A 21,034-nucleotide genomic window follows, 5' to 3' on the forward strand; every position below is an offset into this window, starting at 1 on the left:
CTGTAATCAATAGTTTTATATACGTTTGGTAAAAATTATTTCCACTTTTATATAATGTCCTTTTTAAAATATAATAAGCAGCAAAAAAGACATTTACATCCTTTAATACATTGATAATAAAAGAGATATCGCTAAACATATAAAATTTAAGATATAAGTTCACTTTCAAAGTGGCTAAAGAATACTCTGTGCTCTTTAGTATTTTTATATGGAAAACAGAATTTCTGTACTATATAATGAAAGCAACTGTAATTTTCGGGTTCCAAGAGTTATCTTGGAGGCCGATTTTATATCTTTATAAGGTCTTTCGTGTACAAGAAAGGGACGGATTATGGAAAAAGTTCCGATGACTACAGCTGGTTTTGAAAGTCTCAAAGAAGAGTTACGGTGGCGTCAACAACAAGAGCGTCGACGGATTATTGAAGCAATTTCTGAGGCGCGTGCGCATGGTGATCTGTCAGAAAATGCAGAGTATCATGCTGCTAAAGAAGCACAAAGTCATAATGAAGGGCGTATAAACGAGCTTGAAGATTGTATTGCGCGAGCAGAAGTTATTAATGTTTCACGTCTTTCAGGCGATAAAATTAAATTTGGAGCTACTATTAATCTTTTAGATGAAGACACTGAAGAGAGAAAAGTTTATCAAATCGTTGGTGATCAAGAAGCTGACGTAAAAACTGGTAAGATTTCTATTTCTTCTCCTATTGCACGCGCACTTATTGGTAAGCAAGAAGGTGACGTAATTGAAGTAAACGCACCAGGTGGTACGCATAATTATGAAATTATTAAGGTCCAATATATCTAAATCATTATGCGTGTGTCTTTGAAAGAAACTGATATTATTGTTCCACATTTTAAGAAGCGTTTATCAGGGGTCACAACGACGATTATTCATCTTGTTCCATTGCAGCGAAAACAGGGTTTTTATATATCCACTTTAGGGGTAGGGTTGCCAAAAAATTTGCCTGCTCTTTCTTTTAAAGATCTTGTTGGTTTATGGAAAAGTCCAGTAGGAAAATCATTTCGAATTTGGCATACACGACGCAATATTGAGATGCTTTGTGGGGTTTTCTTGCGCGATGTTTTAAAAATGAAACTTAAACTCATTTTTACATCGGCATCTCAACGTCATCATAAACCTTTTACAAAATGGTTAATTCGCCGCATGGATAAAGTGATTGCTACAAGTGAACGCACTGGAAGGTATCTTGAGGTGCCTCATCAAGTTATTCTGCATGGTGTTGATCTTGAGCGTTTTTCACCACCAAAAACCATTGATGATTGTTTTTCAGCTTCTGGGTTATCTGGGAAATATGCGATAGGGTGCTTTGGACGTGTACGCTATTTAAAGGGCACTGATTTATTTGTGGATGCAATGTTAGAATTATTGCCACGTTATCCAGATTGGACAGCGATTATTGCTGGTCGGACTACAGCAAAACATTATAACTTTGAAAAACAATTACGTCAGAAAATTGCTACTGCTGGTTTAAGCGATCGTATTATTTTTCTTGGTGAGATCCAGAATATACCTTTGTGGTATCGTCGTCTTTCACTTTATATTGCTCCCTCTCGTAGAGAAGGCTTTGGTTTAACACCATTAGAAGCAATGGCATCTCAGACTGCTGTCGTTGCTAGTAATGCAGGGATGTATGAAGAATTAATAACAGAAGAAGCAGGAACAGTTGTTCCTGCAGGAGATCAAGCAGCTTTAACAGAAGCGATTGAATTGTATTTTTCTGATTTAGAAAAAACAATAATGACAGGGAAAAAAGCGTTAACTCATGTTCAGACACATTTCCCTTTGGAAAAGGAAGCAAGAGCAATTGGGCATGTTTATAAGGAAATGTTTGCAGAGGAAATATTTTAAATATACCAGACTCTATTTTTAGATGGAGATGAATAATATTTAAAAGCAAGATACATGCCGTTCATAAACATAATGCTAAGCTTCTGATATTCGTTCGATATTTTTGATGTGCTGATTTATTAAAAGCCCTTTTGGCATTTTATATTCGTTTAAATTTATATCATCATAATACTTATTCTATGAATTTTCAGATGTTAAATATTAGAATTGTTCGCTCCAAAAAGAACGGGTAAAAAGGACAAAGATCGTTATAATTTCAAGACGGCCGGCAAGCATTAGAGCACTCAAAATCCATAAGGCATGATCATTAATGGTTGAGAAATTTCCCACAGGGCCAATAATACTTCCAAGGCCTGGACCAATATTTGAAAGCGCTGTTAAAGCGCCCGTACAAGCAGAAGTAAAATCAAGTCCAGTAGTGAGTAAAAGTGCAGTACCAATAAAAAGACAAAACATATAAAGGCACAAAAAAAGTAAAACTGCTTTAGTAATATCATTAGAGACATTTGAATGATCATAGCGTACTTTTACAATTGCATTGGGAGAAAGAAGTTGTGTCATGTTTGCTTGTGCAATACGCCATAAGATAATTAAACGGTTAACCTTTATGCCGCCGGAAGTAGAGCCAGCACAACCACCCGTGAAAGAAGCAATAAAGAAAATGCCAAGTGCAAAAGGTCCCCAAAGTTGATAGTCTTCAGCACTATAACCGGTGGTACTAATAACAGATGTAAGGTGAAAAATGACATCAAGGAAAATTTTGTGGAAGGGAAGATGATTATGAAATCGCAACCATGTTGCTAGCGCAAAGCTAAAGAGAAAAACAATACTAAGAAAAACGATTACTTGTGGGTCTATGGAACGTTTAGAGTATCCAGGAAGTAATAGTTTAATATAAAGGACAAAAGGTAATGCAGAAAGCAACATGAAGATTGTAGCAATTATTAAAATAGCTGGTTTATCAGAAAAATAACCAAAGGAGGTGTCATGGGTTGAGAACCCAGCTGTTGCTATCGTTGTCATTGCGTGGTTGATAGCATCAAATAATGTCATGCCAGCAGCAAAGTAGGAGAGCATGCAAGCTAATGTTAGTCCAATATAGGCAATAATAATGCCGTTGGCAATTTGGTGGATACGGGGTAATATTTTTTCTGATTTATCAGATGATTCCATATGGAAAAGTTGTATACCGCCAACCCGTAATGAGGGCAAAAGCAATAAAGCTAAGCCGATAAAACCAATACCTCCAATCCAGCATATGATGGAGCGCCATAATAAAATGCTTCGCGATAGATGATCAAGATCAGTAATAACTGTAGAGCCTGTCGTTGTAATTCCAGAGATGGATTCAAAAATTGCTCCTGCTAGGGAAATTGGGAGTGAAGAAAGATAAAAAGGGAGAGCTCCCACTACACTTCCTGTTAGCCATAGACAAAGGGTTAGTGTAAAGCTAAGCCGTGTTGAAAAACGACAAGTAGCTCCTCTCGTTGCTAAAAGAATAAGTGTTGCTAATACAGTTGTAATAGCAAAAGGATAAAGAAAAATCGTCCAATTATGATTGTTATCGCGCAAATCCGCAAGAGCTGGCAAAAGCATAGTCCCTCCCATGATTAATGCAAACCGTGCGCAAATATTAATAATAAACTGAAAAATAGTCGCTCCTTGTCTTTATTTATTGATTGTAATGTTTACCTAATGAGAATTTATACGCTTATGTAATATAAATTTAATGCTTATACTAAGCAAATTATGATAAATTGGCAATGTACCTTTTAATAAAGCTTGAAAAATAGGATTTTACTATAATTCAAGTTCTTAAGAAATGTGTTTTTAAAGACGGTATTTATCATAAACTTATAGAGTGTAATAAAGGCTGAAAAAAGGAGTTTTATAGTGCAATTGCATATTCGTGTTCTTATTATTGGCTCCGGACCTGCTGGTTATACAGCAGCTATCTATGCTGCTAGAGCAATGCTTAAACCAGTATTGATTACTGGAGTGCAGCAAGGAGGGCAGTTGACAATTACAACTGATGTTGAAAATTATCCAGGTTTTTCTGATCCAATTCAGGGGCAATGGTTGATGGAGCAAATGGCAAAGCAAGCAGAAAATATGGGTACAAAAATTGTTTATGATAGTATTGTAAAGGCTGATTTATCTAAGCGTCCTTTTACCTTATTTGGAGATTCAGGAACCCAATATTGCTGTGATGCACTCATTATTGCGACCGGAGCACAAGCGCGTTGGCTTGGTTTGGAAAGTGAACAAACCTTTATGGGGAGTGGCGTTTCTGCTTGTGCTACTTGTGATGGTTTTTTTTATCGTGGTAAGGATGTAATCGTGGTAGGTGGTGGTAACACAGCTGTTGAAGAAGCTCTTTATTTATCTCATTTGGCTAAAAGTGTAAGTGTGGTTCATAGGCGGGATCATTTTCGGGCAGAAAAAATCTTGCAAGATAGGTTGTTTTCTCGTGATAATATCCAGGTTATTTGGGATCATATAGTGGAAGAAATTATTGGTTCATCTGCTCAGTCTCCAACAGGGGCTGTTGTGACAGGTGCGCGTCTAAAAAATACAAAAACAGGTCAAAAGATGCAAATAGATGCAGATGGAATATTTATTGCTATTGGTCATGATCCTGCTGTTTCTTTGTTTGAAGGGCAATTGAAACAAAAACCAGGGGGATATTTATGGACGGCACCTGATTCAACAGAAACAAGTATTGCTGGTGTTTTTGCCGCAGGGGATGTCGCTGATAATTTATTTCGTCAAGCTGTAACTGCAGCAGGAAGAGGATGTATGGCAGCGTTAGAGGCAGAACGGTTTTTGGATTCATAGATATACATCTCAAAAAGGTAATTTTTATAAATAAAATCAAAAAAGTAGGAGGAAAATTGTGTCATTGCCATTAGATTGGAATAAATTAAGAGTTTTTCATGCTGCGGCAGAAGCAGGCTCTTTTACGCACGCAGCTCAAAGGCTTCATTTATCTCAATCAGCAATTTCGAGACAAGTTTCGGCTTTAGAGCAAGATGTTCGAGTGCCTTTATTTCAGCGTCATGCGCGCGGTTTAATTTTGACAGAGCAGGGCGAAATACTTTATCGTACAGCCCATGATATTTTGATGAAGCTTGAGAATACGCGTTTGCAATTAAGTGAAAGTCGTGAAAAACCAACAGGACATTTACGCGTAACTTCGACTTTTGGAATGGGGACAGGGTGGCTTGCAGAGCATATACCTGAGTTTTTGAATTTGTATCCTGATATGCAAATTCAGCTTTTGCTTGATGATGAAGAGCTTGATTTGACAATGCGTTATGCAGACTGCGCTATTCGTTTACGTCAGCCTCAACAGCCTGATCTTATACAAAGAAAATTATTTACAGTTCATATGCATGTTTATGCTTCAGAAAATTATATTGCAAATTATGGTAAGCCAGAAAAATTATCTGAACTGGATGAACATCGCATTATTTCATTCGGTGAACCTGTGCCACCTTATTTGGTCGGTTTGAATTGGTTACAGAGAGCTGGAAAAAGTGATGATTCAGTGCGCGTTTCGATTTTGCAAATTAATAACATTGTTTCAATCAAAAATGCACTTATGCGCGATCTTGGTATTGCTGTACTTCCTGATTATATTGTGAATAATGATGAGAAACTTATACGTCTTTTTCCTGATATGATTGATATTCCTTCTTTTGATACTTTTTTTTGTTATTCTGCTGCTTTGAAGAATTCAGCAAAATTGAATGTTTTTAGAGATTATATCTTTTTAAAAGCACGCAAATGGTCATTTTAAATAATATGTTTATAGATCTATTGAAGAAGCAAAGGCTTATAATCTAGTAAGTTATGTATTTATTGCACGGCAGATTTATTGAAGTATTTATTTTATAAAATGGGAAAAAATATTATCTCTTGATTACGTTTTCTTGAGTGCTTCCTTTAAGGATCATCGGGTTGATTTTATCTTTCAAGATCTTCTGAGTTTGCCTGGTTTTAGTCCAGCTTTTTTATTAGAGAACAATCAAAAGGCGCGTAAGTGATCTTATCCTTTTAGGAATTGCTGTTATCTCTTTTTTATATGCAATCATATCTAATATAGATGTATGAAAGTGAGCTGCTATCTTTTTTAAGCATCGGTTTGAGAAGTTTTGAGAATATTAAAAAGTACTATTTCCATTATGAACTTATGTCATTTAATGTCTATATTGAGATAAGTTATGGTTTATCTTGAAGAATAAATATTCTTTATAAAATATATTTAATAATTCACGCTATCATTTATTTTTAATTCATTAATACCACCTGGGCAGATGATGATTCAGAATTTCAGGACAAGCTGTTACAAAAGCGCTGGATACGAAAACAAGCTTCTTCAAGTATTTCATCTGATGTTGCGTAGGAGATACGAAATGCCGGTCCAAGTCCAAAAGCAGATCCATGAACAACAGCAACGGACTCTGTTTCCAAAAGAGCCGTTACAAAATCTTCATCACTTGTAATAATTTGACCTTGAGGTGTTTTTTTACCAATAAGCTTTGCACAGGATGGATAAACATAAAATGCACCTTCAGGTGTTGGGCAATCAATACCATAGGCTTGATTGAGCATAGAAACAGCAAGATCTCGACGTGTTTGAAAAATAGTTTTATTTTTAGTTATAAAGTCTTGTGGACCATTCAGTGCTTCTACACCTGCCCATTGTGAAATGGAACTTGTACCAGATGTTTGTTGACCTTGAATGATGTCCATAGCTTTAATTAATTCATGTGGACCACCTGCATAGCCAATTCTCCACCCCGTCATGGAATAGGCTTTTGAAAGACCATTCATTGTCAGCGTACGGTCGTAGAGTTGTGGCTCTACTTGAGCTGGAGTAACAAAAGTAAAATCTCCATATGTTAAATGCTCATAGATATCATCAGTGAGAATATAAATATGAGGGTATTTCATTAAAATATCAGTTAATTTTTTTAATTCATCGTATGTGTACGCAGCACCTGATGGATTCGAGGGAGAATTAAAAATAAACCATTTAGTTTTTGGAGTGATAGCAGCTTCTAGATCTTGTGGTTGAAGCTTATAAAAAAATTCAGCTTTCGTTGCTACGAAAACAGATTTACCACTGTTAAGAGCAACCATTTCAGGATAACTGACCCAATAAGGAGAGGGAATGATAACTTCATCATCTTTATTTAAAGTTGCCATTAATGTATTAAAGAGAATTTGTTTGCCACCTGTGCCAACAATGATTTGTTCTGGTGTATAAGTAAGATTATTTTCTCTTTTAAATTTTGCAGAAATAGCTTGACGCAATTCTGGAATACCAGATATGGGCGTATATTTTGTTTCTCCACGTCGAATGGCTTCAATAGCAGCATTTTTGATATTATCTGGTGTATCAAAATCTGGTTCTCCAGCGCTTAAGGAGATGATATTACGACCTAAAGCTTTTAGAGCACGCGCTTTTTGAGCTACGGCAATTGTTGCGGAGGGCTTGATGGAAGAAAGCTTATCAGCAATGAAAACCATCGTTTCAATTCCTTATAATATAGGCAGGAAATTCTTGATTATAAAAATTACAAAATACATAAAGATTATGTCGTAAAAAACACAAAACTGCAAGAAAACTGTCAGAAAATTTTATTGTAAACTTAGATTTAGTGAATCTAATTTTTTATACTGAGGAAATTTTGAAAAATCAATTCAAGAATAAATTTTCTTTGGTGTTGATAGTGAAGCATTTATCCGATTTTATTTCTACAAGGCATATCAAATTATACAGCCAACTTGGCTGAAAGTTTATAGTTTGTAGATGAGATTAAGCAGATGAAATTAATTGTAAAGATGACTCGTTTATTGAAAAAAATAGATTAAAATTTTTTGTCTTGTAGAGCATTGTGACTTTATTAAATTTCTTATTTGTGTGGTTTTTTGTTATTATCCAATAATAAAATTTTTCATAATTACTGGTTTATGTGTCACATTTTTCTGTAAGTTTATTATAATGAGTTGTGATTAATTTAAATAAAATAGAGAAACAACTTAATCATTATAAAAATCAAAGAATGGAAAACTCGCCTATGAAGGCGAGATAGTTTATAGAATGCTCAAATTTTAAAGAGCAGAAAGATTTCCAGCAGCAAATTTTCCTGAACGGCGGTCTTGAAGAACATCATAAGAGATTTTTTGTCCTTCATTTAAGTTGTGTAAACCAGAACGCTCAACAGCAGAAATATGTACAAACACATCTGCACTTCCATCATTGGGTTGAATGAAACCAAAACCTTTATTTGTATTGAACCATTTAACTGTTCCTTTAGACATAGGAAACTCCTTAGTATATATAATATTATGTATTGAGATTTAAATTTCTCAATACGAGTTTAAATCGAAATTAGGCAGGAGAGATTTCATCAGAAGTGCGATTGCACAGAAAAGAAAGATCGCGTAACCGAAAATACGATGTGAAAAACTATAAAAGATTTTTCGATATAAAGCAAGCCCTATTGATTTTTTGTTATATTCATCAAAGATTGATAAAGAAAATAAAGATATTACATTTTTGGGTACGCAGGGAAATTTTTAAGTAAAATAATTTTGCAAAGAACACACTTCAAGATTGCTAGTTTTGAGTGCTCGAATAGCCTGTGCTGCGGATTCAGCGCCAGCTACTGTTGTGTAGTAAGGAACTCTTTGCATAAGTGCTGCGTGGCGCAATGATTTGGAATCTGAAATGGCACTCGCAGTATTAGTTGTATTGAAAATTAATTGAACTTTTAGATTACGAATAGCATCTTCAATATGAGGGTGGCCTTCTAGAACTTTATTAATTTTTTCTGCTTTAATGCCATTTTCGACAAGAAATTTTTGTGTTCCAATTGTTGCTAAAATAGAAAAACCAAGCTCGCTTAAACACTTAACAGACTTTAAGATACGTTCTTTATCTTCATCTTTCACAGAAACAAATAAGGTGCCTTCTTTAGGAAGATCAACACCAGCTCCAAGCTGCGCTTTAGCAAAGGCAAGTGCAAAATCATAATCAAGTCCCATTACTTCACCTGTTGAACGCATTTCAGGGCCAAGCAGTGTATCTACACCTGAAAAACGGGAAAAAGGAAAGACTGCTTCCTTAACCGCAATATGTGGTCTTTTCTGTGTAGACGGTATTCCACCATAAGCGTTGAGTGCACTTTGGAGATTTTCTCCGATCATGATACGTGTCGCGATTTTAGCAATTGGTCGACCAATAGTTTTTGCAACAAATGGAACAGTACGTGAAGCACGAGGATTCACTTCTAGGACATAAATTGTTTCATTTTTGATAGCATATTGTACATTCATCAAGCCACAAACATGTAGTGCTTTTGCTAAAGCTTTTGTTTGTTTTTCTAATTCATTAACTAATTTATATGAAAGTGTGCGAACTGGTAGAGAGCACGCTGAATCACCAGAATGGATACCTGCTTCTTCAATATGCTCCATAATACCGACAACAAGCGTTTCTTCTCCATCACACAAACAATCAACATCAACTTCTATAGCTTCTGTTAGATAGGTATCAAATAGAAGCGGATTTTTAGAAAGTAATGTATTGACCTGATCTGTCTTGTTATGGGGATAACAAGCTTTTATATCTTCTGGCACTAATTCAGGGACTATTTCTAACAAATAATGCTGCAAGTCACGCTTGTCTCGAATAATTTGCATAGCACGTCCACCCAAAACATAAGAGGGGCGTACGACCAATGGAAAATCTAGCTCATGAGCTATGCGTTGTGCTTGTTCAATTGAATAAGCAATATCATTTTTGGGTTGTGTTAAATTAAGTTTGCACAACAATTTTTGAAAACGATCTCTATCCTCTGCAAGATCAATAGCATCAGGTGAGGTGCCTAAAATAGGAATATTATTTTTTTCAAGTGCGCTTGCCAGTTTCAACGGTGTTTGTCCACCAAATTGAACGATAACTCCGACTAATTCACCTTTTTCTTGCTCTGTTTTTAAAATTGCTAAAACATCTTCAGTTGTTAAAGGTTCAAAATAAAGACGATCAGAGGTATCATAATCTGTTGAAACAGTTTCAGGATTACAGTTAATCATGATAGCCTCAAAGCCTGCATCACGCAAAGCAAAAGCTGCATGGCAACAACAATAGTCAAATTCAATACCTTGGCCAATTCGGTTTGGACCGCCACCTAAAATAGCAACTTTTTTGCGTTCAGAAATATTTGCTTCTGAGCACTCCGTACCTGCAAAAGGTCTTTCATATGTTGAGTACATATAAGCTGTAGGTGAAGAAAACTCGGCTGCACAGGTATCAATGCGTTTGAAAACATGTCTAATATTTAGGGATTGGCGTAAGGTAAAAATATCATCTGGTGTTTTTCCAGAAAGATTTGCTAAGCGCGCATCTGAAAAACCCATAGCTTTTAACATGCGTAAATTATCTGCATCATGGGGAAGTCCATGGACACGAATACGTTGTTCTGTTTCGATGATGGACGCTATTTGTTCCAAAAACCATAGGTCAATTTTGCTTATTTGATGGATTTCATTCAGGGATAAACCCATACGCATCGCTTGCGCTACATAACGTAAACGATCAGGACTTGGGATAGCAATAGCCGAACGAATAGAATTTTTTTCATCACCTTCAGCGTGTTCAGGGATTATGATTTCATCAAGACCCGTAAGACCTGTTTCAAGTCCACGGAGTGCTTTTTGTAAAGATTCTTGGAAAGTACGACCGATTGCCATAACTTCTCCAACAGATTTCATTGCGGTAGTTAAGACAGGCGATGAACCAGGAAATTTTTCAAAGGCAAAACGAGGGATTTTGGTGACGATATAGTCAATAGAAGGTTCAAATGATGCTGGTGTTGCACCGCCCGTAATATCATTTTTTAATTCGTCAAGTGTATAACCAACTGCTAATTTAGCTGCTACCTTTGCAATTGGAAAACCGGTGGCTTTTGAAGCAAGCGCTGAAGAACGAGAAACGCGTGGATTCATTTCAATAACAATTAAGCGGCCATTTTCAGGATTGACGGCAAATTGTACGTTAGATCCACCGGTTTCAACCCCAATTTCACGGAGCACAGCAATTGAGGCATTCCGCATAATTTGGTATTCTTTATCGGTTAAAGTAAGAGCAGGAGCAACAGTGATAGAGTCACCGGTATGAACACCCATAGGATCAATGTTTTCAATGGAACAGATAATGATACAGTTATCCTTGTGATCACGAACAACTTCCATTTCGTATTCTTTCCATCCCAGAATACTTTCTTCAATCAACACTTCTGTTGTTGGTGAAGCTTCAAGTCCACGTTCGATAATTTCGTAAAATTCAGAGCGGTTGTACGCAATGCCGCCCCCTGTACCACCAAGTGTAAATGAGGGACGGATAATGGCTGGAAGTCCAATAATATCAAGAGCTTGAACCGCTTTTGCGGTGGCATGAGCTATATAATGTTGTTTGCGATTGGCTTCTGCATTATTCCAATCTTGCTCAAGCTTTTCTAATGCTTGATCAAGTGCATCGCCAGAAAGTTCATTTTTAAGTTTATTATATGCTTTTTCATATAATCGACGATCTTCTTCTTTGAGCTCAGTTGCATTCGCTAACATAGAACGCGGTGTTTCTAAACCAATTTTTGCCATTGCTTTGCGAAATAGAGCACGATCTTCTGCCTTATCAATAGCGTCAGCATTGGCACCGATCATTTCAACATTGTAGCGATTTAAAATTCCCATGCGCTTTAAGGATAAAGCAGTATTAAGTGCTGTTTGTCCTCCCATGGTTGGTAAAAGTGCGTCTGGACGTTCATGAGCAATAATTTTAGCAACTATTTCTGGAGTGATTGGTTCGATGTAGGTCGCATCTGCCAAATCCGGATCAGTCATAATGGTGGCAGGATTAGAGTTCACCAGAATAATTCGGTAGCCTTCTTCTTTTAAAGCTTTACAGGCTTGTGTTCCTGAATAGTCAAATTCACATGCTTGACCAATAATAATAGGTCCTGCTCCAATGATAAGAATAGATTTTATATCTGTGCGTTTTGGCATGGCTTTTTCCTATAGCAAGCACCTATGCGTAGTTGCGGTAGGCAGAAATTAGAATGTTGGCTAAACTCGTTTTATAGGTTAATAGATAAAGAAAGTAATCCATAAAATACTTTTTTATATTTTTTCTTTGGGGATAATGCTTGAAAACAGTGTGCTCTTATAAATAATGGTTAAATAATTTTCAAACGCAAAAGATGAAAGCATGAGTTGATTTCAGCAATGTTAGCTGAAATAGAAGATATATAAAGCGTTATTTTTGTTAATCTAACATGTATTGTAAAAATATGTTTTGAAGCATTATTATATTATACATTAGTAAATACGTTTTTTTGTGTATGCCTTGGTGATTAGTATTATGATATTTCAAATATAACGTTTTTTAAAATATAACTATAAAGCTAGCTTTGGCTGTAATACTGTTTAGGTGGATTTTGTACTAGATAGGTTTAAGAATAACGATAGCACTGTATTTAGAGTTATAGGAGTTTATGGTAAATTATCTTTTTATAATTACATGTCTAATAAAGTATCTTTGATAAATGGTCGGGACTTATTCATACCAGTTTGCAGAAAATACAAGCCTTTATACGAATGATAAAGAAAGTCTAAATACTAAAACTATATGATTAGGTTATTTTTTATAATCCATAATCAAGTTGCGAAAATGGTGAAAAAGATAATGACTATCTTGAGGTCCAGGCGAAGCTTCAGGATGATATTGAACAGAAAAAATCGGTTTTTCGATAATTCGAATGCCGCAGTTTGAACCATCAAAGAGAGAAATATGTGTCTCTTCAACATGTTGTGGTAGCGATGTTTTATCTACGGTGAAACCATGATTCATTGATACAATTTCGACTTTGCCAGTAGTAAAGTCTTTAACAGGGTGATTGGCGCCATGATGCCCTTGATGCATTTTTATAGTTTTCGCTCCCACGGCAAGAGACAGCAGCTGATGACCAAGGCATATGCCAAAAAGTGGTATGTTGCAATCAATGAATGTTTTGATGGTTGGAACAGCATATTTGGCTGTAGCAATTGGGTCTCCTGGACCATTAGAAAGGAAAATACCGTCGGGATTCATAGATAAAATTTCATTTGCATTTGTAGATGCTGGCACAATAGTTATGTGTGCACCCAAGGCCGATATAAGGCGAAGAATATTGCGTTTAATGCCATAATCAATTGCAACAATGTGAAAATTACGTTTGCTATTTACACTATATCCTTTATTCCATATCCACGGGTTTTCATTCCATTCTATTAATTGTTTTGACGTTACTTCTTTTGCAAGATCAAGATTGATAAGACCAGACCATTTTTGTGCACGCTTTTTTAAAGCATTAATATCAAAATTTCCATTTGGATCATGGGCAATGACCGCATTGGGTACACCTTTTTCACGGATAAGAGTGGTTAATGCTCGTGTATCAATATCGTAAAGTGCAATAATTTTTCGTTCTTTAAGCCACTGATTTAGATTTTCATGTGCACGGTAGTTAGAAGGACCAGTAATATCTGCTTTGAAAATAGCACCAACTGCACCATGGTAATTGAGAGGTGTAAGATCTTCAATATCTTCTCGATTAGTGCCTACATTACCAATATGAGGAAAAGTGAAATTAACGATTTGTCCTGTATATGATGGATCTGTGAGGATTTCTTCATAGCCTGTTATGGCGGTATTAAAACATACTTCAGCTTCAACAATTCCTGTAGCACCCGCACCTTTACCTTCGATTACTGTACCATCGGCTAATACTAAAAGAGCTGTAGGCTTATTTGTGCTCCAAGGACTGGGAAGCGAGATGGTTTGTGTCATTGTTTGGGCTCACAATTTGCTATTTGAAGGCGTAATACTCAAAGTCACGCAAAAACCACGCAACTATAATTAATGCTATACATTGTAATTTTTACTTAGAGTTAAAGTATAAGGATATTTTATAAAGAGGTAAAGATCCAGATTTGAGTTTTCTAAAACTATTTAGAGACATTAATTCCTTAGAATGAAGCAAAAAAAACAGTGAGGAGTTATGGGCTTTGTCTTATTGGAATAATGAGAAAACCATTACATAGGGTTTTGTTAGATTTGAAAGAAAATTCAATATACAAGTTGGAAAAATAGAGATATGGTAAAGAACGCTCTGCAAGGCGTCATTGTTTATAATCGGTAATGCTGTAAAAAGCTGTAAACGGGACAATTATGCCCCGAGTTGTTATTGTTACAGTTTCACAACAAAAATAGAGTTTTATTTGCTTTAAAAGGCAATAGAGAACACTATTTTATGATCGAACTTTTCTGCCAATCCATATAAGGATGCAGGCTCCAATAAAACCTGAAATGAGATAACCCAGCCAACCAGCAAAATTGATTTCTAAAAAGCTTAGAAGGAAACTGGCTAATGCAGAACCAACAACACCTAAGATAATATTTAAAAACATCCCTGTTCGGCTGTTCATAAAATATTGTGCAATCCAACCTGAAAGTCCACCAATAATAATAGCCAAGATCCAACTGATATATGTATTTTCCATTCCACTCTCCTATGTCTAAACTTAAACTGTTATGTTTAACTGCAGTAGAAATTAGAGTAAGTTGTTTCAAGGTCAAGAATTATGCATTGTGTTATTTAAAGAGAGCTTGTTGTTTAAAGCTTTATGATGGTTTTTTGTGTTGATTTTCTTAAGCAATGATTGAATTCAATCTATACAGAAAAGATAATTATTCTTTCAAAAAAATGAAGGATTAGCTATTTATTTATGCAAAAGGATCTCTTAGATAAGAATTTTGGAGTATTCTTCGTTCTTTTTAATTGAATAGATTGTTATTTTATAGCGACAAGTTTTTTAAAAGAATAAACGTGATTAAAGTTCATTATTTTGTTTTTAATGTATTTTTAACATTATAGCTTGCGCGTGTTAAATCATAACCACATGGATTTTGGAAAATTTTAAGGCCAAAGTCAGGAAGAACAGAATAAAGGTGATCAAAGATATCAGCTTGAATTTGTTCGTATTCTTCCCAAATGGTGGTATTCGTAAAGCAATAAATTTCTAAAGGTAAACCATTCGGCGTAGGAGGTAATTGCCGTGTCATTACAGTTGCGTTTTTTTTGACATTTAGATGCTCTCTTAAATAAGATAATACGTAAGCCCGAAAAGTACCGATATTAGTTAAACGGCGAGTATTTGCTGGTATATCATGATTTTTTTCTAAGCGAGTATTCCATTCATTAATTTCAGGTATTTTTTGTGCAAAGTAGTTTTCTAGGAGATTAAATCGTGCTAAATATTCCTCTTCTTTTTTTGTATGAAAGCGGATACTTGCTTGATCAATAAATAAAGATCGTTTGATACGTCGACCACCTGATTCTTGCATACCACGCCAATTTTTGAAAGGATCAGTTACCAGTTTACGGATGGGAACTGTGGTAATTGTTTTATCAAAGTTTTGAACTTTTACAGTATGAAGGGCAATTTCAATGACATCACCATCTGCACCAAGATTAGGAATTTCAATCCAATCTCCAACACGTACCATATCGGTAGATGAGATTTGAATTCCTGCAACAAGAGAAAGTAATGTGTCTTGAAAGATCAAAATCAAAACAGCTGCCATTGCACCAAGACCAGAAAAAAGAATAAGAGGCGATCGGTCTATTAATGTGGCCAATATAAAAATAGCAGTAAGCGTAAAAAGTGCAATTTTAGCTATTTGAATGTACCCTTTTATTGGCTTTAACCTTGCTGCAGGTCTTTGTTCATAAAAGGTATTAATGATATTAAAAAGAGCAGAAATTGTTAAAGCAACGATAAAAATGATAAAGGCATTGGAGACATTTCGGATAATTGTACTGAGAATATTGGGCAATGTAGATATAAAATTGATGCCAGTTGAAAGAATAAAAGCCGACGCAATATGAGCTATGTACTTAGTAATATTTTCAATATCAGTAATTGTATTGTGATGGAGGAACGCAGTGAGGTGTTTTTTTCCGCGAATAAGTAAGATACGTGTTAAAAAATTAACTAAAAGTGCAATAAGAATCAGAACGACTAACCAAGAAACCATTTCTAGTGATGGATATTGAACAAGAAATTTAGGCACTGTACTTTATCTCCATTTTGATTATTCATTTCTTATTTAAGATGAAGTATTGGAATTATGCTTCAAAGTAACTAAAATGCAAATAAAGAATTTTTAAACTCTGTGAGAGATAATGCGTATTCCGCCTGATTTTCTTGATGAGATTCGCGCTAGGTTGCCAATTTCAGTGGTTATTGGTCAAAGGGTGATATTTGATCAAAAAAAAAGTAAACCTTCACGTGGTGATTTTTGGTGCTGTTGTCCATTTCATGGTGAAAAGACTCCAAGTTTCCATTGTGATGATCGTCGGGGTCGTTATTATTGTTTCGGTTGTAATACAAGCGGTGATATTTTTACCTTTCTTTGCGAACTTGATGGATTGCGCTTTTCGGAATCTGTAGAGCGTTTGGCTAATTTTGCAGGTATGAAATTACCTGCCTTTGATTTACAAAATCATAAAGATGAAATGAAAAAAAATGATCTTTATGATGTTATGAAAATAGCGACGGATTTTTTTCAAAATAACTTACATCATCAAATTGGTGCCCAAGCACGCCATTATCTTGATGAACGTGGTGTTACATTAGAACTTGCAAAGCGTTTTCAGATTGGTTTTGCTCCGATAGGACGTACAACTTTGAAAGATGCGTTGAGTGCGCGTGGTATTTCACTAAAGCAAATGGAGGATTGTGGCCTCCTTATATCCGGTGAAGATATTTCTACTCCCTATGATCGATTTAGAAATCGCATTATATTCCCTATTGAAGATTTACGTGGCCGTGTGGTTGCTTTTGGGGGGCGTTCGTTAGATAAAAATGCACGAGCAAAATACTTAAACAGTCCTGAAACGGTTCTTTTTCATAAGGGTAATATGCTTTATAATGCGGCATCTGTCCGTAAAAATAGCCGTGCCTCAGAAAAAAAAGAAGCATGTTCTGTTCTGGTTGTTGAAGGCTATATGGATGTCATTGCTTTAACTAAGGTTGGTTTTGAAAAAGTAGTTGCCCCTTTAGGAACAGCATTAACAGAAACGCAAATTGAACTTTTATGGCAAATGGAGTCTGATCCGATTTTGTGTTTTGATGGAGATAATGCCGGTTTAAAAGCTGCTTTCCGTGTTGCTGATCGTGTACTTCCTCTTTTAAAAGCAGGAAAGTCTGTGCGTTTTGTTTTATTGCCAAATGGTAAAGATCCAGATGAAATTATTCGTACAGGAGATGCGCATCTTTTTTCTTCTTTTGTTCAAAAAGCAATTCCATTGATTGAGCTTTTATGGTGGCGTGCTACTTCCGGAAAACATTTTACAACTCCAGAAGCACGCGCTGCATTGGAGCGAGAACTAAAACAACAGATAGCAACAATTAAGGATAAAGATATACATCGTTATTATTTTCAAGATATCAAAAGACGGCTCTTTGCGTTTTTTCGTTCATCTTTATTAAAGCAAAAGAAGCAAGGAGAATATATTCAAAATCAAAAAGATGGAATGTTTAAAGACCAATCTTTTTCTGCATTAGAAAATTCTAATATAGTTCGTAGTTCAAAACATTTCATTCCTTTGCGTGAAGCAGTTATTTTGCTGATTTTAGCTTATTATCCTGAACTGTGGTACGAGAATTTTGACGTTTTTGCAGAATTAGAATTAAAAAATGATCAATTAATGAGTTTGCATCAGTCCATGTTGGAAATTCTTGGAAATCAACAGTTATGTGATAAAGAAACAATGACTGTACTTTTAGAAGAAAAAGGGAAAAAAAGTATTTTAGAGCATATAGATAACCTTGTGCAAAGAGTTGGTATGCGGATTACTTTTGGAGGTGCTCCTGTAGAAGATGCTCGTGCTGTATTAAAACAAGCTATCTACTTGCATCTTCAAGAACACCACCTACATAAAAGACTACAAGATATCGAAGAGGAACTCATAAAAAATCCTAGAGATGAAGTTTTTGATCTACTTCGTGAGGTGAAAGCTGAATTGGAACGAACACAGGCAACAGAGGCTTTAATTGAGGGATTCGGATCTTGGTTTTGCGAAAAAATAGATGAGGGCAAACCAAAATAGAATAAAATGATTCGCTTTTTAAAAGCGAATCAGTCACGAAGTCTGATATAAAAGCCTTAATTATTGAAATGACGTTTTTGTGAAGAATAATGACTAAATTTTAGGAAAAGCGGGAAATTGGTTCTTACTATGTGGTGCAGATATTATCTCAGAAAGACTGAGATGTATTGGGTTGATCTCTATAGTATTCCCGTGATTTTGCGTGAAAAGGTGTGTATAAAAGTGTGTCTTTTTGAATAAAAGATTAATCCTGTAAACAGTGCATATAAAAATTTTAATGCGCTAAGTAAGAATAATAAGCTGATCACACGAACCTACCTAGTGATCAAGTGGAGTTAACAGTATGGCAACAAAGGTTAAACAAAAAGATAATGTGGAAGAAATGGGCAAAGTAAGCTCGGATGGTTCTCTTCTTGATTTTTCCGATGATGCTATCAAAAAAATGATGAAACTTGCCAAAAAAAATAGCTACGTGTTGATGGATGAGTTGAATGCAGCTCTTTCTTCTGAAGAATTCACGTCTGAGCAAATTGAAGATATATTGGCAATGTTCTCTGAGATGGGTATTAGCGTTATAGATGATGAAGATGAAATTGAATCTGGACAATATGAGGAAGAAATTACAGTAGAAGGTGGCGATTTAGTAGAAGCCACAAATTATGCGGTTGCAACAACATCTAAACGTGAAGTAGCCGACCGAACTGATGATCCAGTTCGTATGTATTTGCGTGAAATGGGAGCCGTTGAATTACTCTCGCGTGAGGGTGAGATTGCTATCGCTAAACGTATTGAGGCTGGACGTGAAACGATGATTTCCGGTCTTTGTGAGAGCCCTTTAACATTTCAAGCTTTAATTATTTGGCGTGAAGAGTTGCAAGAGCAGCGTATTCTTCTGCGTGAAATTATTGATCTTGAGATGACTTATTCTGGTCCAGAAGCGAAGCAGGCTCCTATTATTGATGAAAGTGAAGTCAAAAAAATAAAAGAAGAAACATCATCTTCTAGCATGCGTGATATGAATGATCTTGGAGAAGAGATAGGGGGCGAAGATGATGACGAAGAAGATGACGAAGTTAATTTATCGCTTGCAGCAATGGAGCATGAGTTGTGTCCTCAGGTTGTGGAGACTTTAGATTTTATCGCTGAAACTTATGTAAAATTACGTGAGCTACAAGATCAACAAGTTGAAAGCAGTTTATCACATCGTAAGGCAGAACCTCTTTCATCGGAACAAAGAAAACAATATACTGAATTGAAAGATGCTTTAATCCAAGCAGTAAAATCTCTTTCTTTAAATCAAAACCGTATTGAGGCATTAGTTGAGCAATTATATGATATCAATAAGCGGTTGATACAGAGCGAAGGTAAGTTGAAGAGGCTTGCTAGTAACTATGGGATTGGGCATGAAGATTTCTTAAGAGAATATCAAGGTCGTGAATTGGACGCTGATTGGGTTAATTATATTGCAACTTTATCAGGACGTGGTTGGAAAGAATTTTCAACTTGTGAAGCTAAAGTCATTCAGAGTTTGCGTAATGAAATACAAAATCTCGCGCAAGAAACTGCTATTTCAATTAGTGAATTTCGTCGAATTGTTACGCAAGTACAGAAAGGGGAGCGTGAAGCGAATATCGCTAAAAAGGAAATGGTGGAAGCTAATTTGCGTCTTGTTATTTCCATTGCTAAAAAATACACTAATCGTGGTTTACAATTTCTTGATCTTATTCAGGAAGGCAATATCGGTTTGATGAAGGCCGTTGATAAATTCGAATATCGGCGTGGATATAAGTTTTCAACTTATGCGACGTGGTGGATACGTCAAGCGATTACACGGTCTATCGCTGATCAGGCACGGACTATTCGTATTCCTGTTCATATGATTGAGACAATTAATAAAATTGTTCGTACATCACGCCAAATTTTACATGAAATTGGACGTGAACCAACCCCAGAAGAACTTTCTAGCAAGCTTTCTATGCCGTTAGAAAAAGTACGAAAAGTGCTTAAAATTGCGAAGGAACCTATCTCACTTGAAACACCTGTTGGTGATGAAGATGCTTCTCATTTAGGTGATTTTATTGAAGATAGAAATGCATTGTTACCAATTGATGCGGCTATTCAGGCTAATTTACGAGATACAACAACGCGCGTTCTTGCTTCATTAACACCACGTGAGGAGCGTGTTTTAAGAATGCGTTTTGGTATTGGAATGAATACTGATCATACATTAGAGGAAGTTGGCCAACAATTTTCAGTGACCCGCGAGCGTATTCGTCAGATTGAAGCAAAGGCACTTCGTAAGTTGAAACATCCTAGCCGTTCACGCAAATTACGGAGCTTTCTTGATTCTTAATTAAAAAGAACAGCGTTTTTAAAAGATAAATAAAAATATGTTGTGCGTACTAGATCAAATTTTATTGATTTTATCCTTTAAAAGAATTGTCTTATGAAAAAAGTAGATCCTGTTTATGAGTAAGGAACTTCCTTTTTGGAAAAGGAAAAAATTAGAGGAAATGTCTGTTACTGAGTGGGAAAGTCTTTGTGATGGTTGTGGGTGTTGTTGCTTGCATAAATTAGAAGATGACGATACTGGTGACATTTATGCAACGAGTATTGCTTGTCGTCTTTTAGATAAAGATACTTGTCAATGTAAAAATTATACTCACCGTAAATCAATTATTTCAGATTGTATATTATTAGATATTGCTACGATTAAAACAGCTCGTTGGTTGCCAGAAAGTTGTGCTTACAGGTTGGTGAGTGAGGGTAAAGATCTTCCGTGGTGGCATCCATTAATCTCAAAAGATTTTCAAACGGTACATCAAACTCAATTTTCTGCACGTGAGCAGATTAAAATTCATGACGATGAATTATCATCTACGGAATCTTATTATCAATATATCACCGGAATTCTTTATAAAAACCGATGATATAATTA

Annotated in this window: 14 protein-coding genes; 7 read left to right on the plus strand and 7 right to left on the minus strand. The window is 35.7% G+C overall.

The genetic code is table 11. The annotated features are described in order from the left end of the window. Positions 1-331 precede the first annotated feature (331 nt). Both greA and O99_RS05165 read left to right on the plus strand, forming a co-directional pair. Positions 332-805, plus strand: coding sequence for a transcription elongation factor GreA (gene greA, locus O99_RS05160; protein WP_035006958.1), 474 nt, complete (start codon positions 332-334; stop codon positions 803-805). A 6-nt stretch (positions 806-811) separates the two neighbouring features. Continuing rightward, entirely contained in the window at positions 812-1,870 is a 1,059-nt protein-coding gene (locus O99_RS05165) for a glycosyltransferase family 4 protein (protein WP_035006959.1), read from the plus strand. A 201-nt stretch (positions 1,871-2,071) separates the two neighbouring features. On the opposite strand, the gene O99_RS05170 is transcribed toward O99_RS05165, so the two are convergent. Then, positions 2,072-3,466 (minus strand): TrkH family potassium uptake protein, encoded by a 1,395-nt coding sequence (locus O99_RS05170; protein ID WP_035006962.1) that lies wholly within the window; start codon positions 3,464-3,466, stop codon positions 2,072-2,074. A gap of 294 nt (positions 3,467-3,760) precedes the next feature. Between O99_RS05170 and trxB the strand changes: the two genes are divergently transcribed. Further along, positions 3,761-4,708 (plus strand): thioredoxin-disulfide reductase, encoded by a 948-nt coding sequence (gene trxB, locus O99_RS05175; protein WP_035006963.1) that lies wholly within the window; start codon positions 3,761-3,763, stop codon positions 4,706-4,708. 58 nt (positions 4,709-4,766) lie between these two features. Then, complete coding sequence (locus tag O99_RS05180) at positions 4,767-5,672, plus strand: LysR family transcriptional regulator (protein ID WP_035006966.1); 906 nt, start codon at positions 4,767-4,769, stop codon at positions 5,670-5,672. A 533-nt stretch (positions 5,673-6,205) separates the two neighbouring features. On the opposite strand, the gene O99_RS05185 is transcribed toward O99_RS05180, so the two are convergent. The 6 genes from O99_RS05185 to O99_RS05210 form a co-directional block, all read right to left on the minus strand. Beyond that, positions 6,206-7,408: a pyridoxal phosphate-dependent aminotransferase gene (locus O99_RS05185; protein WP_035006967.1), complete on the minus strand. Its 1,203-nt coding sequence runs from the start codon at positions 7,406-7,408 to the stop codon at positions 6,206-6,208. Between the two features lie 585 nt (positions 7,409-7,993). After that, positions 7,994-8,203: a cold-shock protein gene (locus O99_RS05190; protein WP_035006968.1), complete on the minus strand. Its 210-nt coding sequence runs from the start codon at positions 8,201-8,203 to the stop codon at positions 7,994-7,996. 258 nt (positions 8,204-8,461) lie between these two features. Next, the gene (gene carB / locus O99_RS05195; RefSeq protein WP_035006969.1) at positions 8,462-11,947 is read right to left on the minus strand and encodes a carbamoyl-phosphate synthase large subunit; all 3,486 of its coding nucleotides are present in this window, start codon (positions 11,945-11,947) and stop codon (positions 8,462-8,464) included. 631 nt (positions 11,948-12,578) lie between these two features. Next, positions 12,579-13,769 (minus strand): glutamine-hydrolyzing carbamoyl-phosphate synthase small subunit, encoded by a 1,191-nt coding sequence (carA, locus tag O99_RS05200; RefSeq protein ID WP_035006970.1) that lies wholly within the window; start codon positions 13,767-13,769, stop codon positions 12,579-12,581. A gap of 461 nt (positions 13,770-14,230) precedes the next feature. Then, a complete protein-coding gene (locus O99_RS05205; RefSeq protein ID WP_035006973.1) occupies positions 14,231-14,482 on the minus strand; it encodes a GlsB/YeaQ/YmgE family stress response membrane protein in 252 nt (83 codons plus the stop codon). Positions 14,483-14,822: 340 nt separating this feature from the next. Beyond that, positions 14,823-16,055 carry a mechanosensitive ion channel family protein gene (locus O99_RS05210; protein ID WP_035006976.1) on the minus strand — a complete coding sequence of 411 codons (1,233 nt, stop codon included), beginning with the start codon at positions 16,053-16,055 and terminating at the stop codon, positions 14,823-14,825. Between the two features lie 112 nt (positions 16,056-16,167). Here O99_RS05210 and dnaG point away from each other — a divergent pair, with 112 nt between their 5' ends. The 3 genes from dnaG (at position 16,168) to O99_RS05225 (ending at position 21,026) form a co-directional block, all read left to right on the plus strand. Then, complete coding sequence (gene dnaG, locus O99_RS05215) at positions 16,168-18,096, plus strand: DNA primase (protein ID WP_035006978.1); 1,929 nt, start codon at positions 16,168-16,170, stop codon at positions 18,094-18,096. Positions 18,097-18,439: 343 nt separating this feature from the next. After that, the gene (rpoD, locus tag O99_RS05220; RefSeq protein ID WP_035006980.1) at positions 18,440-20,449 is read left to right on the plus strand and encodes an RNA polymerase sigma factor RpoD; all 2,010 of its coding nucleotides are present in this window, start codon (positions 18,440-18,442) and stop codon (positions 20,447-20,449) included. 115 nt (positions 20,450-20,564) lie between these two features. After that, a complete protein-coding gene (locus tag O99_RS05225; protein WP_035006982.1) occupies positions 20,565-21,026 on the plus strand; it encodes a YcgN family cysteine cluster protein in 462 nt (153 codons plus the stop codon). Positions 21,027-21,034 lie beyond the last annotated feature (8 nt).

The sequence above is a fragment of the Bartonella rochalimae ATCC BAA-1498 genome (genome assembly GCF_000706645.1).
Taxonomy (GTDB): domain Bacteria; phylum Pseudomonadota; class Alphaproteobacteria; order Rhizobiales; family Rhizobiaceae; genus Bartonella; species Bartonella rochalimae.